The sequence below is a fragment of the Dyadobacter sp. Leaf189 genome, assembly GCF_001424405.1.
Classification (GTDB): Bacteria; Bacteroidota; Bacteroidia; order Cytophagales; family Spirosomataceae; genus Dyadobacter.
The window spans coordinates 1722171-1736199 of sequence record NZ_LMPS01000001.1 but is presented as its reverse complement, the minus strand read 5'-3'; the positions used below and the strand labels follow the sequence as shown (position 1 = coordinate 1736199).

Sequence of the window (14029 nt, the reverse complement as noted above, 5' to 3'; positions counted from 1 at the left end):
GTTATGAGATTCAAAACCCTTCTCTGTCATTTCTTTGTCGCATTATGGTTTCTGGGAATACTTAGTGCTATTCCTTCTTATGCTCAGGTTAATAATGCCACGAATACGCGAATTCAACACGAATTAAAAAAAGGGTTTGCGAATCCGACCGGCACTGCGCGTCCTAAGGTTTACTGGTGGTGGCTGAATGGGTATACCGATCAGGCCAGGTTGAAAGAGGAATTGGTGGCGGTGAAAAATGCGGGATTGGGCGGCGTCGACCTCTTTGAAATTGGTGTGCCGCCTGCCAGCGATCCCAATCACATTATTCCTGCCGGTCCCGCATTTATGAGCGACTCTTCGTTGAAAATGATACAATTTGCAATCAATGAGGCGGGTAAGCTCGGGCTCGAAGTGGGATTGAACCTGGCCAGCAGCTGGAATGCGGGTGGCAGCTGGGTAGAACCCAGGTTTGCTTCCAAGACTTTATACTATTCAAAAACAACGGCCAGCAGCAAGGAAGCGGCGCAGCTTCGTCTGCCTTTCCCCACCATTACACCCGACCGCACGGGCAAGCCCCGGCTGATCGAATATGGAAAAGACGGAAAACCGGTTTTCAGGCAGGAAGTGGCTGTGATTGCAGTTCCAGCGGGTGCGCAAAACCTGGCGGATACGTCGGGAATTGTGAATGTGACGGCATTTTACAATGCAGAAACGGAAATACTCAGTTGGAAAGCACCGGCTGGAAACTGGGATATTTACCGCTACATCTGCTCCAATTCGGGTGAACAACTGATCCGTCCCTCGGAAAAGTCGGCCGGGCCCATTCTCGATCATTTCGACTCCACGGCGACGGAAATGCATTTGATGTATTTCATTAATAAGCTCAAACCATTGCTCGGAGATTTTTCAAAAACAGCCCTGAAAAACCTTTACCTGGCAAGTTATGAGGCCAAAGAGTTTGCGTGGACGACCTCATTGCCAGCAGCTTTCAAGCGTATTAATGGTTATGATATTTATAAATTCCTGCCTGCGATTTATGACCAGAAACTGTTTGCAAAGAAAACGGCGGACACATTTAATACCGATTTTTTAGAGACGTTTTCGGAGTTGATGATCCACAATCATTACAAAAAAGCCAAAGAGATTTCAAATAAATATGGTTTGAAGATCATATCGGAAGCAGGCGGGCCGGGGCATATGCACCATATTCCGGTGGAAACCCTGAAAGCATTGGGCTCGCTGGATGTGCCTCGGGGGGAATTTTGGTACAAGCGTCCTTATTTTGACAAGGAAGGCATTGTTGACATGGTTTGGCTGGTAAAAGAAATTGCTGCGGCGGCCAACATTTACAAGCTGGGCATTGCCGAAGAAGAGGCATTTACGAGTTATCTGGACTGGCAGGAAGGTCCGGCTGACCTGAAAACCCATGCGGATCGCGCATTTTCCGAAGGGATGAACCGGCTGGTTATTCACGGATTTCCGCACAATCCGAAGGAAACGGGTCACCCGGGCATCGCTTATTTTGCCGGGACGCATTTCAATGACAGAAATACCTGGTGGCCGAAAATCAAACCATTCAACGATTACCTGAGCCGAATCTCCTACATTTTTCAGAATGCGAAATTTGCGGCGGATGTTCTTTACTATTATGGTGACGACATTCCCAATCTCGTTCCGCCTAAAAACATCGTCTTCAAAGCCGGAAATGGGTTTGATTATGAGGTCATGAATACAGAAATTTTGCTCCGGGACCTGACTGTCGAAAATGGGGAATGGGTGCTGCCTGGCGTGGGTAGATACAAGGTTCTGTCCATAGGTAAGAGTAAGACGGTTGGTGCGGAAGCGCAGGCTAAACTGGATAAGCTGAAAAAACAAGGCGGCGTGATCGTGAATGAGAATGTGTCGGCTGCATTGAATATTCCACCCGATTTTGCTTACAACGACCAGGACAAAGGGACGCTGGACTACATTCATTACCGTCGCGATAAACAGGATTTTTATCTGATCAGAAATGCGACCGATGCGTGGGTTTCGCGGCAATGCGCGTTTCGTCAGGAAAACAAAGTACCTGAGATCTGGGACCCGGTTACCGGGAAAGTGCATGCGGTGAGCGTGTTTGAACAGCGCGGAAAACAAATGCATATGCCACTTACTTTGCCTCCATTCGGGACTTATTTTGTCGTTTTCACGGAAGGAACCGCCAGGCCACATTTTACCGAAATTACATCCGGCAACGCAAATCCTCCTCTGATAGCTTATGCGGGTAATCAGCTGACTTTCCTGGAAGCCGGAAACCATCAGTTAAAAACGGGTAAAAATCAGATTAACATCACCCATACACCTGAAAAACTGGAAATAAAAGGGGAATGGAATTTATCGTTTCCGGAAAGGTGGGGAGCTCCGGCTCAGGCAGTGTTTCCTGAACTGATCTCCTGGCCGGACGCGGAGCAGAAAGGCATCAAGTATTTTTCAGGAATTGCGACTTATGCTAAGGAATTCACATTCAAGATGCCGGAGAAAGGAAAGCGCATTTATCTGGATCTGGGCCAAGTGAGTGAAGTGGCGGAAGTGTGGCTGAACGACAAACCCTTGGGAATCAGCTGGACATTACCGCATCGATTTGATATAACGAACTTTGTCATCAATGGTGAAAATAAATTGCGGGTAGAAGTCGCAAATACCTGGTCGAACAGATTGACCGGCGATGCGATTACCGGCGAGAAATTTACCAAAACCAACATTGTAAAAGCGAATAAAAACCTCACACCCTGGGCAGAAGTTCCATTGAAAAAATCGGGTCTGCTCGGCCCAGTTACCATTGTATCCATTCAGACCGTTCAACCATGAAAAAGTTATTTGCACTGTTCCTTTTGAGCTTAGCGATACCCGTTTCAGCATATTCCCAGGTTGCCGAGGCTGGTAAGTACCTGGACAGCATCAAGCATGAATTGACTATTCAATGGCCTAAAAACAGGATGATCAATCTGGTGTTTCACGGGCATTCGGTGCCCGCGGGATATGGCGACCGGCACGAGGTGAATACGCTACAATCGTACCCTAACCTGGTGCTGAAAAGCCTGAAAGAAAAGTATCCGTATGCGGTGATCAATGTGATTGTAACAGCGATCGGCGGTGAAAATTCGATTAAAGGGCAAACCCGTTTCGAGAGCGACGTGCTGGTTCACAAGCCCGATGTGCTTTTTATCGATTATGCATTAAACGACCGTTTCTCGGATCTTACAAAAGTGAAGGAAGCCTGGGAAAAGATGATTAGGGCTGCGTTGGACAAGCATATCAAGGTGATTTTACTTACTCCTTCACCCGACCAGCGCATTGAGATCAATGATGCAGCCAACCCACTGGAACCTTACATTGCAATGATCAAATCGCTCGCAAACGAACATCAGGTAGGTTTGGCGGATCCCAATGCGAAGTTTAAAGAAGTGGCCCGGCAAGGAAAGTTGAAGGAAGTAATGGCTTCGGTAAATCACCCGAATGAGGCCGGGCACATGCTCATTGTAAAAGAGCTGCTCCCCTATTTCTGATCAGGATTTTCGTAGTCCGGGTTGGCGCTGATCGCAAATTTGTACTTGTCGCCGCGATAGTAGGAACGCTCAATTTCCACGATTTTTTCTCCCTTGCAAATCACCGCACTGTCCAAGATGAACATCGGCGTGGAATGGTTCAGCTCGAAATTGTTGGTCTCCGAATCCGGGTCCATGATTTCCACGCCAAGGGTTTGTTTCACTTCCTCAATGCGCAGGCGATAAGTATCTTCATACACTTTGAAATAGGAAATCTCCGTCGGCATCCGGTTGATCTTCGGGCATAACCGCAGTGAAATGTATTTGATTTCGTCTTTAATGATCTCATCGTCAGCGTAGCGCAGCTGGTGGATCTTCAAAACGGGCCCGTCGATAATGAAATGCTTCCCGCCAATCTGGGAGGAGATACCGTCTTCCAGTACCGTTTTTTCGAGTACCAGGTTATGCGGTTCAAATCCTTCTGCCAGCAGACTTTCGTGAAAGCCGCGGCGGGTGGCGTAAATGGAGCCTAATGTGCGGATCAGGTGATGGTCTACGGTCCGGTTCAGTACGAAGGTCCCTTTCCCTTTAATGCGTTTCGCCCAGCCTTTGTTTTCAATCTCAAGCAGACTTTTACGAGCGGTTGTATTGCTGACGTTGAAGTTCTTAATCAGCTCGTTTTCAGAAGGGATCTTGTCACCAGGCTGCAATTCCCCAGACTTGATCTTTTCTATTACAGCATCGCTTATGCTTTGAAACTTGGGCCTCATGTTCAGGTTCATTCCACAGAAATGGTGTCAAATAAAAGCTAAAAATAAACAATTAACGGCTACTACGTTTGTAATTGTCCTTTGAACTCCACGCTACACCAACTTTAATCCGGGAAGTAACCAGGCTTAGCAGCATCCTGAACCGGGGCGGCAGCTTGCGCTTTCATTTTCAACCAATTTCAGCTCCTCTTTCACAGGCGCTGGTCCGCAGCAGGATGTATCCGTTGACGAAGTACCGCAGCTCTGGTTACGCGAGAGGGCCTTGCATTGGGTAAAATCAGGGACAAGGTTAACGGTGAAGGTTTCATTGTCAACCCTGAATTCACCCGGATACATCTGGCGTGTATCAAATCTGGAATTACCAAACTCGATCTTAACCGTTGCATTCGGATTCAGCGGCAGCGTTTTTTCGACGAGATTCACAATTTTGAGTGCCTTACCCACTTTCATGGAGCGCTCTGCTTCTTTTACCGAAGGCTCCCAGAGTTGCACGATCACTTCCGTCCAGCTGTTCATTTGTCCGCCGCAATCCACAGATACAATCGGCGCCTGCTTTATCTCGGTAATATGGTAGGAACTATCGACAAACTTGCCCTCTGCGTACTGGAATTGCAGGTGTAAATCGGGGTTTTGTTCGAGTATCTTCTTGAAATTACCCCAGGTCACCGGCGCTTGTAACTCTTGATCTGACTGGCTCATGTTTTCTGTTATTTAAATGTAATATTACGATTGATATACTTAAAAAAAAGGGACTGCCTAGTTACAGCAGGAACTGGTAAGAGCGAAAGTGTCCAGCAGCGACCCGAAGGTTTTCCGCGCTTCCTCCCATACCACCGGGTTGATGCAATAGCATACCCTCGGCGGATTGATTTCACCCTGGATGATCCCTATCCTTTTTAATTCCTTCAAATGCTGGGAAACTGTTGCCTGCGCAAGATCCAGCTCTTCCACCAGGTCGCCGCACACGCAGGCTTTCCTTGCTACCAGCAACTGCAGGATCGCAACCCTGGCCGGGTGTGAAAATGCTTTTGCCAGATCAGCAATGCGGTTCTGTTGTTCGGTGAATACTTCGGTTTTGGTAGCTCCCATGATGCGAATATAAAGCTCACTTTATTAATTGCAATATTACGATAAATATTTTTAAGTCTGATCAAGTCTATCGTATATTTACGATTGATTTATAACCTACACCGGACATGAACCTGATCAATTTGTCGATTATTACACTATTAACCTTCGCCACAACCATGCAATCCAACGATCTGAGCGAAAAGCAAAAGCTTAATAGCGCACTCACAAAATACATTGAAACAGCCAAAGCTGGTTTTTCAGAAATCCCGGCTGACCGGATCACGGAGCTTGATAAAATCGCCCTTTTCATCCAGCAGCGGGTTGCCGCGGACCAGCCTGTTGAACTGACTTACATTTGCACCCACAATTCGAGAAGAAGTCATTTCGGACAGATCTGGGCAGCTACTGCTGCTGCTTACTATGGCATTCCGAATGTAAAAACGTACTCTGGCGGGACGGAGATCAGCGCATTCAACGAGAGAGCAGTCGCCGCCTGCAAGCGGGCGGGCTTTGAGATTTCGAAAACAGCTGATGGTAAAAACCCGATTTATGACGTTCGCTATGCGCCCGACGCTGCGCCTTTAAAAGCGTTTTCCAAGAAATATAACGATGCCGCCAATCCTCAAAAAGATTTCTGCGCCATCATGACATGCTCCCAGGCCGATGAAGCGTGCCCGGTTGTCAACGGCGCTTCAAAACGCGTTGCTATACCGTATGACGACCCGAAAGCATTCGACGGTACAGCGCAGGAAACAGCAAAATACGACGAGCGCTGCCGGCAGATTGCAACGGAAACGTTGTACGTGTTCTCGAAAATTGGCAAGTAACTAGCGATTGAGCTCCCGGGAGCTCCTGCAATGCCCCCGATGATCGAGGGGCCTTGTTACTGATTCAAAAAGAAAGTCTGACTCATACCGGCGCCATTCAGTGAGAGAGAAATCACTGCGCCCTGGTTGTTCCTGTTAAATATTACCTTCCCGTCCGTGCCGGTTACGAAGAAAGTATCCGCAGATTCCGGAAAGATATTCTGCTCCATGGTTTCACCAAACTTTGCATACAATCTGTTTCCGATACACCTGATTTTCATAGGTGGAAAGGTTCCATCCTTTGTTGTGTAGGTACCTTGGAGTGCCCGCATCTGCTCCGACGAGAGCTTAATGCCTTTTCGCATTTCTTTCTCGTCCGGCGGCGAAACAGGAGCACCTTCAAAGATTTCTTCCACACTATTCATAAGGGAAATCACGTCACTGGTTTCGCCCATATTGCACAGAATGATGACGATCTGATCCTGCGATACCTTGTTGACAACCAGCGATCTATACCCCCCATAATTTCCCGAGGAAAACATATCTCCACTCACCGGAGGATCTTCCAAAAGCTGCCACCCGAAAACGTAGGGAAGTCCCGGGTACAACCCGGCGGTCTCACCAGAACTTGCGAGTTTAACAGGAGAAAGAGCCTCCTTTTTTGTTGCTTCACTCACCAGCAAATTCGTGTTAAGCGCGCGGCACCATTTGTACAGGTCTGCCGTATTACTGATCACGCCAAATGCGCCTGTGACTCCAGATAAATAGTGGATATACCGTTTCAGGCTATCCGCAGGTAAGAAGCGATTTTCACTTCCATCCCAGGCATAATCGAATGCATAGTCTTTCGGCAGCTTATCTGCATATCTCGGTGAAACCACAGTATTGGACATTCCACAAGGCAGGAAAATATGCTTTCTCATGTACTCCGCGTACGACAAGCCGGATACTTTTTCAATGATACTTGCCAGCAGTACATAGTTGGTATTGGAATACAGGAATCGCAAACCCGGAGCGAATGCAACAGCAGCAAACTTTTTGGGTAAAATGCCAAGAATTGCTGCATTCGTGTTTTTTGCATTGACGTTGATCTCCTCCTCTGTCCACCCCAGGAAGTCCGGAATGCCAGATGTGTTTGCCAAAAGGTGTCTGACCGAAACACCCGCATATGGCAGTTCCGGAAAGAATTTACGTAAGGAATCGTCATAAGACAGCAAGCCTTTTTCTTTTAGCTGCATGATGCCAATACCCGTAAAAGCTTTCGAAACCGAGGCCAGTTCAAATACCGATTCAGTGGTGAGCTGGCGGTTTGTGGATTGATCAGCAATGCCGTAAGCTTTTTGAAACAGTAATTTGCCCTGATGCGAAATCAGTACGGATCCATTGAAGTTTTTGAGAGAATCAAACAATGCCGCAAATTGAGGTTGTTTGTCCTGGCCTTGTACATTTCCTACAAACAAGGCAACAAGTACAAGGCATTGCAGTATCTGGCGTAACATGAAGCAGTATGGTTTCAAGAATTATTGACGAAGGTCAATCTGCATTGACATCATACATAAACCCGGCTTTCCTCAAAACTTACTCTGTGAGTTTGTTCTGAAAACAGAAACCCGCCACTACTCCGCAAGATCGAGAAATCTGTTTCTTACAAGCAAACAGGCGCCTAGTAGCCCTGCATTTTCGCCCAGTTTCGAGATAGTGAGCTTTGTGTCGTTATTGACCAGGCTGAGGGAATATTTGTTGATCGCTGTTTTGATGGGTAACCAGATGTATTCACCCGTTTCCATGAGACTTCCGCCCAAAATGACGAGTTCGGGATTGAAGACATTGATGAGCGATGCGACTCCCCTACCCAGGTTTTCGCCCAACTTTGCGATCAGCTCAATGGCGAGTACATCGTCCGCTATGGCGGCTTCGATAATGTCTTCCATGGTTATTTCTGCATTACTGCTCACCTTCGAGGTGATCAGTGAGGATGAGCCTTCCAGCAGCTTCTCGCGGAACATACGTACCAGCGCCCAGCCGGATGCCTGGGTTTCAAGGCAGCCTTTTTTGCCACACCGACAAATAAATTCGTTATCAAAAATGGGCATGTGCCCGAATTCGCCTGCATAGCCCGACTTGCCATAATAGAGCTGGCCATCCATTAAAATCCCGACCGCAATTCCATAATCCAGGTTTAAAAACAATACGTCTTTTTCACCTTCCACCGCGCCCATACAGAACTCGCCGAAAGCCATTGCGCGGGAATCGTTTTCGAGGTAAACCGGGTACCCTATCTTCTCTTCCACGATCTTGCTCAGCGGCCGCTCGTCAAAATTGAAGTAGCTGTAGCTATGGCCCGTTTTGTAATTGACGCGCCCGGAAAGGTTGATCCCGACACCCTGGATCTTGTTTTTATCAATGGTAAGCTCCTGAATGAATGTAAGGATATGATCGCAGAGCGCATCGCGGGATGCGACGGTGTTCTCTAAATTGTAGGGAATCTTGCCGGAGTTCTTTACCAGGGTTTTATCGAGGTCGGACAGCCCCAAGCTGATATAGCTTTGCTTTACATCTACTCCCAAGAAATAAGCCGCGTCGGGGGCTACTCCGTAGAGTGTAGGTTTGCGACCGCTTGAAGAATCGATCTTGCCATAATCCTGTACGAGACCATCTTTTTTCAGTTCATTCACAAGTGTCGTCACTTTCGGGACGCTCACATTGATATGCTTTCCAAGTTCCGGCAGAGTCATGCCGCCATTGTTAGCGAGGTAACCGAGAATGATACGTCCCGGGTCTTTAATCTTGCTGTTAGCCGTCACATTGAGAGGTCTGCTCATAAGGTATTTACATTTGCTTGTGCCCGCTCAAACCAAAGAACAGTACATAAGAATAACAGATCAAAGGCAGGATAAATGCAATCCCCCAGCTATAATGATCGATCAGCCAACCCTGCGCAAAAGACACCACAGCTCCTCCGACAATGGCCGTTGAAAGCCAGCCGGACGCTTTTGTCGCATAGCTTTCTACGCCCGAAAGTGACAGTGAAAAGATCGTAGCAAACATTACGGAGTTAAACAGACCCACCGCGATCATCGTCCAGACTGCCAGGTACCCTCCGGTGTTAATGGAAATCAGGATCAATAAAAAGGCGCATAACGCGCAAATCGCCAGTACCAGCGACGGTCTCAGAAATTTAAGCAACCCGGCGCCTAAAAACCGGCCTACCAGCATACCTCCCCAATAAAATGCGACAAAGCTGTTGGCCAGCTTCTCGCTGACCGCCAGGATATCTACAATGTAATTGGTCAGAAAAGAGCCGATTGACACTTCGGCGCCGACGTAACAGAACAAGGCGATCACTCCGAATTTAAGGTTACGGAAGCCGAAGACTGAGCCGGTTTCCTTTACCTGATCGGGACGTGACCGCAGGTCGGGCAAGCGCAGACGAGAAACAATGGTAGCAATGAGGACCAACAATGCGGTAATACCCAGGTAAGGCAGGCGCACCGCGTCACTGGTTTGCGGCCCCGGGGCTGCCGAATCGAGGATCAGCCAGGAACCAAGAAGCGGGGCGATGGTGGTGCCCAGCGAACCAATTCCCTGAATGAGGGTCAGTCTGGAAGAAGCTGTCTGAGCCGGGCCGAGTATGCTGATGTAAGGATTGGCCGCTACCTGCAGAATCACAATCCCGATCGCCAGTACAAACAATGCAGCCAGGAACAGGTTATAATGGTGCATGATCGACGCCGGAAAAAACAGGAATGTACCGGACGCCGCAACCAGAAAGCCCAACACCATACTGCGTTTATAGCCAAATTTCTCCACCAATGAACCCGCAGGAATGGACACAATTCCGTAGGTAAAAAAGAAGTAAAACTGCACCAATGCCGACTGCGTATAGGTGAGGCTGAAACTGTTTTTGAAGAAAGGCACCAGCGTGTCGTTCAAACAGGTAATCAGCCCCATCATAAAATACAGCACGCCCAATGCAGCAAGTGCGGGCACATAGTTCTGTTGCCCGCTGTCTGCGCCTGAGTAAGTGGAGGATAAAGGAATTTGCGCCATAGCAGGCTTAAGGTAATTGCTCTTTATAGATCTTACGTTATGCCACCATTTGAATTTATGACAACAGGATAACTTTCCCGTTGCTTTTTCTGCTCTGGTCCGCAGCCTGGATAAAACTGAAAATTTCGAGCGTCTGGCTGGCTTCCACCGGCGGCTTTCCCGTATCGAAGAATGCGATGATCTCCTTCACGAGCGGCTCGTAAGTGGAAAATGGCCCCAGGGCTGCGATACCCTTTTCGCCGAAGGCAGTGCCTGCTATGTTGGCAGAACCCTTCCTTATTCCCCTTACTGTCCCTATTCTGCCGTCCTGCCAGACTCCCACAGTGAGATCTGTACCCTGCTGGTATGTTCGGCTTACACTTTTGCACCCCGCCCCCATGACCGTAAAAAGCATTTCCACACCATGAATGGCATACCAGGCGAGGTCGCTATGGTTTTTGTCAATTTCTGCGGGAGTGTACACGTCGGCACCGGTTACGCTGCCGATCGAACCGCCCGCTACTTTCTGTACGCTCGCATCGAAACGAAGCGCGGAAGAAGTGAAAACGGGCGTATTGTATTGCGCGGCAGCCTTGAATATGGATTTTGCACCTTCCAGGGAGGGAGCAATGGGTTTGTCAATAAAAGTCCGTTTACCGGCCTTAAAAACGGGTAAAGCTTGTTCCAAATGGGGCCTTCCGTCGTTGCTTTCGAGTAAAATCACGTCTGCTTTTGTGAGCAGCTCTTCAATGGAATCCACGATTTCCACGCCCAGGCTTTTCACTGCATTAATCACATCGGGTTTCATTTTCAACGCCGATGCAATGTCTTTGCTGCCGTGCGGGTAAGCAGCCACTACTTTGTATCCATTCATATCAGCCCCGCCCGCATTGATCATCCGGGTAAATACTTCACTGTGACTGGTATCCAATCCAATAATGCCGATCCTTTTTCCTGAGGGTGCATTAAAGTCGCTTCCCAAAGCCATTGTTTTGCTGGCGATGATCATTCCTGTTGCTGAAAGTGCGGTATTGCAAATGAATTTGCGCCTGTTCATCATATCTGTTTTCGGGTAAGGGTCAATTTTCAAAATACATCCAGTCAATATGGAACAGCGGACCTTTTTTGTTTTCATTTTTAAAAACAAAGAACAGATCGTGAACTCCTTTGGACGGGGTAACGGGCATTACTAATTCCTTCCAATCCGTCTTCGGATCTGCAACTTTCCCTTCCGGCACTTTCAAGCTTCCCAGCAGCAAACCATCCTTAGAACCCTGCCGAACTTCGATAGTTCCGCCGATTCCCTGCTCCTGAATGCGGAACCGGATCGCCTTAACATGGTTCAGATCAATGGCATTGAAGCGGGTGTACTTACCATCGGTAATGTGAGCGATGTACGAAATATATCCCGTGTTTCTGGTGGCGATCACCACATTTACATTGCCTTCATGGTAATCCTCCAGCTGGATCAGGGGATTTTTAAGTACAATATGGCTGGCGGTTTTCAGGGATTCAATGCCGTTTGCACCTTTATCTGCATACGACGCTTGCAAAACGTAGGCGCCTTCATTTCCTTTTCCAATGTGCTCGGTAAGCTTTATGCTGTTCGACAAAGGCGTCTTCTGTGTTGCCTGTCCCATTGATAGAATATAGCCCGCTATTTCCTTTGCATTCGTTTCTGATAAATCTGCGTGCGGCGGCATGGGATACGATCCCCAGTTACCACTTCCGCCAGTGATAATCTTGCGGGCGAGAAGCGCATCCGCGCCTTCTTTGCCTGCGTATCTTTTAGCGATTTCCTTTAATGCAGGTCCGATTGATTTGGTATCAGGTGTGTGACAAGCTTTGCAGTCCAGCGAAGCGTACAGCTTAGCGGTGCTTGCATAACGGAGATCGGTTTCCCCGTCGGAGGTCAGGGCGCCGGCGAGGTCTTTTCCATAGAGCAGGTAATTGAAGCTCACTTTTACACGCTGCTGATCAACCTTTCCGTCTTCCTTATCGCTCACCTTTACCTGGTAGTCAAATGCTGAATTATCCCAGTAAAAGGTGCGGTTTGCGTTTGTTGCTATCGTCACGTCGGGAGGCGTATTCCCTACTTTTACCTGCGTGGTGGCTGTTCCTTTGCCGCCATTCTGGTCGAACACGGTTAATACTACATTGTAAGTTCCGGGCTTGCTGAATGTGTGCTTCAACTCTTTGCCGGCAGCAGTTTTACCACCGATTTTCCAGGAATAGGAAAGCTTGTCACCCGCGTCAAAGTCTTTTGAATCTTTGGCCGACAACGCGACAGTAAGCGGGGCCGCTCCTATTGTCTTGTCGATTTTCAATGAAGCAACCGGATTGCGGTTACCTTCCGAATATTCAACCCGGATGATCCCAGAATCGGTGTTTCTTGCAAACCAGTTGGTACCATAAGCCAGCAGGTAAACGGCTCCATCCGGGGCGATCTGCATGTCCATGGGTGCCACCACTTTCAGTTGAGGCAGAAAAGGCTCCATACTTACATAATTCCCCTCTTTATCCATTGTGACAGCCATGATCCACTTTCTGATCCAATCGTAGATAAATAGCTTCCCGCTGTAATACTCGGGCAGTTTGTAGGGCGCATTGGGGTAAAGATCACTGTAATACACCGGGCCAGCCATGGCGCTCGCTCCTCCTTTTTCCACCAACGGCCACTTTTTCGAAGGGCCTTTTCCATACCAGATGAATGCAGGCTGTGCGGCTGGCAATTCTTTCACGCCCGTATTATTCGGCGAATCGTTGATCGGGCGTTTCGGATCTTTTCCGGGGCCTTCTTTTTTTGTTTCAAAATCATAGTCCGGAAAAACCTCGTTATCACCCAGGAAATAGGGATATCCAAAAAAGCCCGGCTTGCGTGCCTGGTTGATCTCGTCATAGCTCAGCTTGCCCTCACTGGCCGGAACTTCAGTGTCCGGGCCCACATCTCCCCAGTACACGTACTTGGTTTTTGGGTCTACCGACATCCTGAATGGATTTCTCACCCCCATTGCAAAAATTTCCGGCTTGCCAAGTGAACCGTCTTTTGGAAACAAATTACCGTCAGGAATACTGTAAGTTCCATCCGCCTCCGGCTTGATCCGCAGAATTTTTCCCCGAAAATCATTGCTGTTAGCCGTCGATGCCTGATCGTCCGCCAATTCTCTTCCCGGTCTTTCATCTATCGGGTTATGTCCTTCGATTTCTTCTGCATTGGTATTGTCGCCAATTGACAAATATAAAAATCCGGCTGAATCGAAAGTGAGGTAACCGGCTGAATGGCAGCAATACTGTCGCTGGGTTGGCACTTCGAGCAACACCTTTTTAGACTCCTGGATCAACTTACGGCCTTTCAGTTCAAAGCGCGTTAACTGACTGACGTGCCTGTCGCCGCCGACGCCATAGTAGAAGTAGATCCAGTTGTTATTCTTGAAATCAGGATCTGCGGCTACCCCGAGCAAACCGTCCTCAATGCCGCTGAAAACATTGAACTGAGAGATGGTCGAGAGTTCCTTGGTCTTGTTATCAAAGTAGCGGACGCCGCCTTTCCTCTCCGCCACAACAATGTCGTAATTTGGTAAAATGGCCATTTCCATAGGCTCATCTAAGCCCGAGACAATCGTTGTGTAGGTAAACCGGCTCGAATCCGGCACATTGACCGGAACAGATTGCCGGGGATCAACAGCCCTGAACAGCGACTGTTCCTTTTTCGGAGCGGAGGCAATGCTTAACAGGCCGATCGACAGCAACCCGCTCAAATACAAGATTTTTTTCACTTGAAACATATTAGGTATGTTACTGATCAGTCAGATACGTCGGACTAATTTACAATGTAGAAACACAGACT

General features: G+C 48.2%; 11 protein-coding genes. 3 read left to right on the top strand and 8 right to left on the bottom strand.

Features of this window, described 5'->3' with window-relative positions:
• Positions 1 to 3 precede the first annotated feature (3 nt).
• Together ASG33_RS07375 and ASG33_RS07370 are read left to right on the top strand one after the other, a co-directional pair.
• Positions 4 to 2829: a glycosyl hydrolase gene (locus tag ASG33_RS07375; protein ID WP_056281953.1), complete on the top strand. Its 2826-nt coding sequence runs from the start codon at positions 4 to 6 to the stop codon at positions 2827 to 2829.
• On the top strand, positions 2826 to 3527 hold the full coding sequence (locus ASG33_RS07370; protein WP_056281950.1) for a GDSL-type esterase/lipase family protein: 702 nt from the start codon (positions 2826 to 2828) through the stop codon (positions 3525 to 3527). The genes ASG33_RS07375 and ASG33_RS07370 overlap by 4 nt, the downstream gene beginning before the upstream one ends.
• Here ASG33_RS07370 and ASG33_RS07365 read toward each other — a convergent pair.
• From ASG33_RS07365 to ASG33_RS07355, 3 genes are all read right to left on the bottom strand, one after another.
• Positions 3518 to 4288: a GntR family transcriptional regulator gene (locus tag ASG33_RS07365; protein ID WP_056281947.1), complete on the bottom strand. Its 771-nt coding sequence runs from the start codon at positions 4286 to 4288 to the stop codon at positions 3518 to 3520. The two genes, ASG33_RS07370 and ASG33_RS07365, sit on opposite strands and share 10 nt — an antisense overlap.
• Before the next feature lie 114 nt (positions 4289 to 4402).
• Positions 4403 to 4975 (bottom strand): DUF6428 family protein, encoded by a 573-nt coding sequence (locus ASG33_RS07360; protein ID WP_056281945.1) that lies wholly within the window; start codon positions 4973 to 4975, stop codon positions 4403 to 4405.
• 57 nt (positions 4976 to 5032) lie between these two features.
• A complete protein-coding gene (locus ASG33_RS07355; protein WP_056281942.1) occupies positions 5033 to 5365 on the bottom strand; it encodes a helix-turn-helix transcriptional regulator in 333 nt (110 codons plus the stop codon).
• A 107-nt stretch (positions 5366 to 5472) separates the two neighbouring features.
• Between ASG33_RS07355 and ASG33_RS07350 the strand changes: the two genes are divergently transcribed.
• Positions 5473 to 6174, top strand: a complete 702-nt coding sequence (locus ASG33_RS07350; protein WP_056281941.1) for a protein-tyrosine-phosphatase — start codon at positions 5473 to 5475, stop codon at positions 6172 to 6174.
• A 56-nt stretch (positions 6175 to 6230) separates the two neighbouring features.
• On the opposite strand, the gene ASG33_RS07345 is transcribed toward ASG33_RS07350, so the two are convergent.
• The 5 genes from ASG33_RS07345 to ASG33_RS07325 form a co-directional block, all read right to left on the bottom strand.
• Positions 6231 to 7652 (bottom strand): serine hydrolase, encoded by a 1422-nt coding sequence (locus ASG33_RS07345; RefSeq protein WP_056281938.1) that lies wholly within the window; start codon positions 7650 to 7652, stop codon positions 6231 to 6233.
• 117 nt (positions 7653 to 7769) lie between these two features.
• A complete protein-coding gene (locus ASG33_RS07340; RefSeq protein WP_056281935.1) occupies positions 7770 to 8975 on the bottom strand; it encodes an ROK family transcriptional regulator in 1206 nt (401 codons plus the stop codon).
• 7 nt (positions 8976 to 8982) lie between these two features.
• Positions 8983 to 10203 (bottom strand): sugar MFS transporter, encoded by a 1221-nt coding sequence (locus tag ASG33_RS07335; protein ID WP_056281931.1) that lies wholly within the window; start codon positions 10201 to 10203, stop codon positions 8983 to 8985.
• Positions 10204 to 10258: 55 nt separating this feature from the next.
• Positions 10259 to 11272 carry a Gfo/Idh/MocA family protein gene (locus tag ASG33_RS07330; protein WP_229238586.1) on the bottom strand — a complete coding sequence of 338 codons (1014 nt, stop codon included), beginning with the start codon at positions 11270 to 11272 and terminating at the stop codon, positions 10259 to 10261.
• Positions 11262 to 13958 carry a PQQ-dependent sugar dehydrogenase gene (locus ASG33_RS07325; protein WP_229238585.1) on the bottom strand — a complete coding sequence of 899 codons (2697 nt, stop codon included), beginning with the start codon at positions 13956 to 13958 and terminating at the stop codon, positions 11262 to 11264. Before ASG33_RS07325 ends, ASG33_RS07330 begins: the two co-directional genes overlap by 11 nt.
• Positions 13959 to 14029: the final 71 nt, after the last annotated feature.

Excerpts from the sequence above, each read along its gene's own strand:
- ASG33_RS07350 (WP_056281941.1), top strand. The coding sequence starts at position 5,473 with ATGAACCTGATCAATTTGTCGATTATTACACTATTAACCTTCGCCACA.
- ASG33_RS07375 (WP_056281953.1), top strand. The coding sequence starts at position 4 with ATGAGATTCAAAACCCTTCTCTGTCATTTCTTTGTCGCATTATGGTTT.
- ASG33_RS07365 (WP_056281947.1), bottom strand. The coding sequence starts at position 4,288 with ATGAACCTGAACATGAGGCCCAAGTTTCAAAGCATAAGCGATGCTGTA.
- ASG33_RS07360 (WP_056281945.1), bottom strand. The coding sequence starts at position 4,975 with ATGAGCCAGTCAGATCAAGAGTTACAAGCGCCGGTGACCTGGGGTAAT.
- ASG33_RS07340 (WP_056281935.1), bottom strand. The coding sequence starts at position 8,975 with ATGAGCAGACCTCTCAATGTGACGGCTAACAGCAAGATTAAAGACCCG.
- ASG33_RS07370 (WP_056281950.1), top strand. The coding sequence starts at position 2,826 with ATGAAAAAGTTATTTGCACTGTTCCTTTTGAGCTTAGCGATACCCGTT.
- ASG33_RS07355 (WP_056281942.1), bottom strand. The coding sequence starts at position 5,365 with ATGGGAGCTACCAAAACCGAAGTATTCACCGAACAACAGAACCGCATT.
- ASG33_RS07345 (WP_056281938.1), bottom strand. The coding sequence starts at position 7,652 with ATGTTACGCCAGATACTGCAATGCCTTGTACTTGTTGCCTTGTTTGTA.
- ASG33_RS07335 (WP_056281931.1), bottom strand. The coding sequence starts at position 10,203 with ATGGCGCAAATTCCTTTATCCTCCACTTACTCAGGCGCAGACAGCGGG.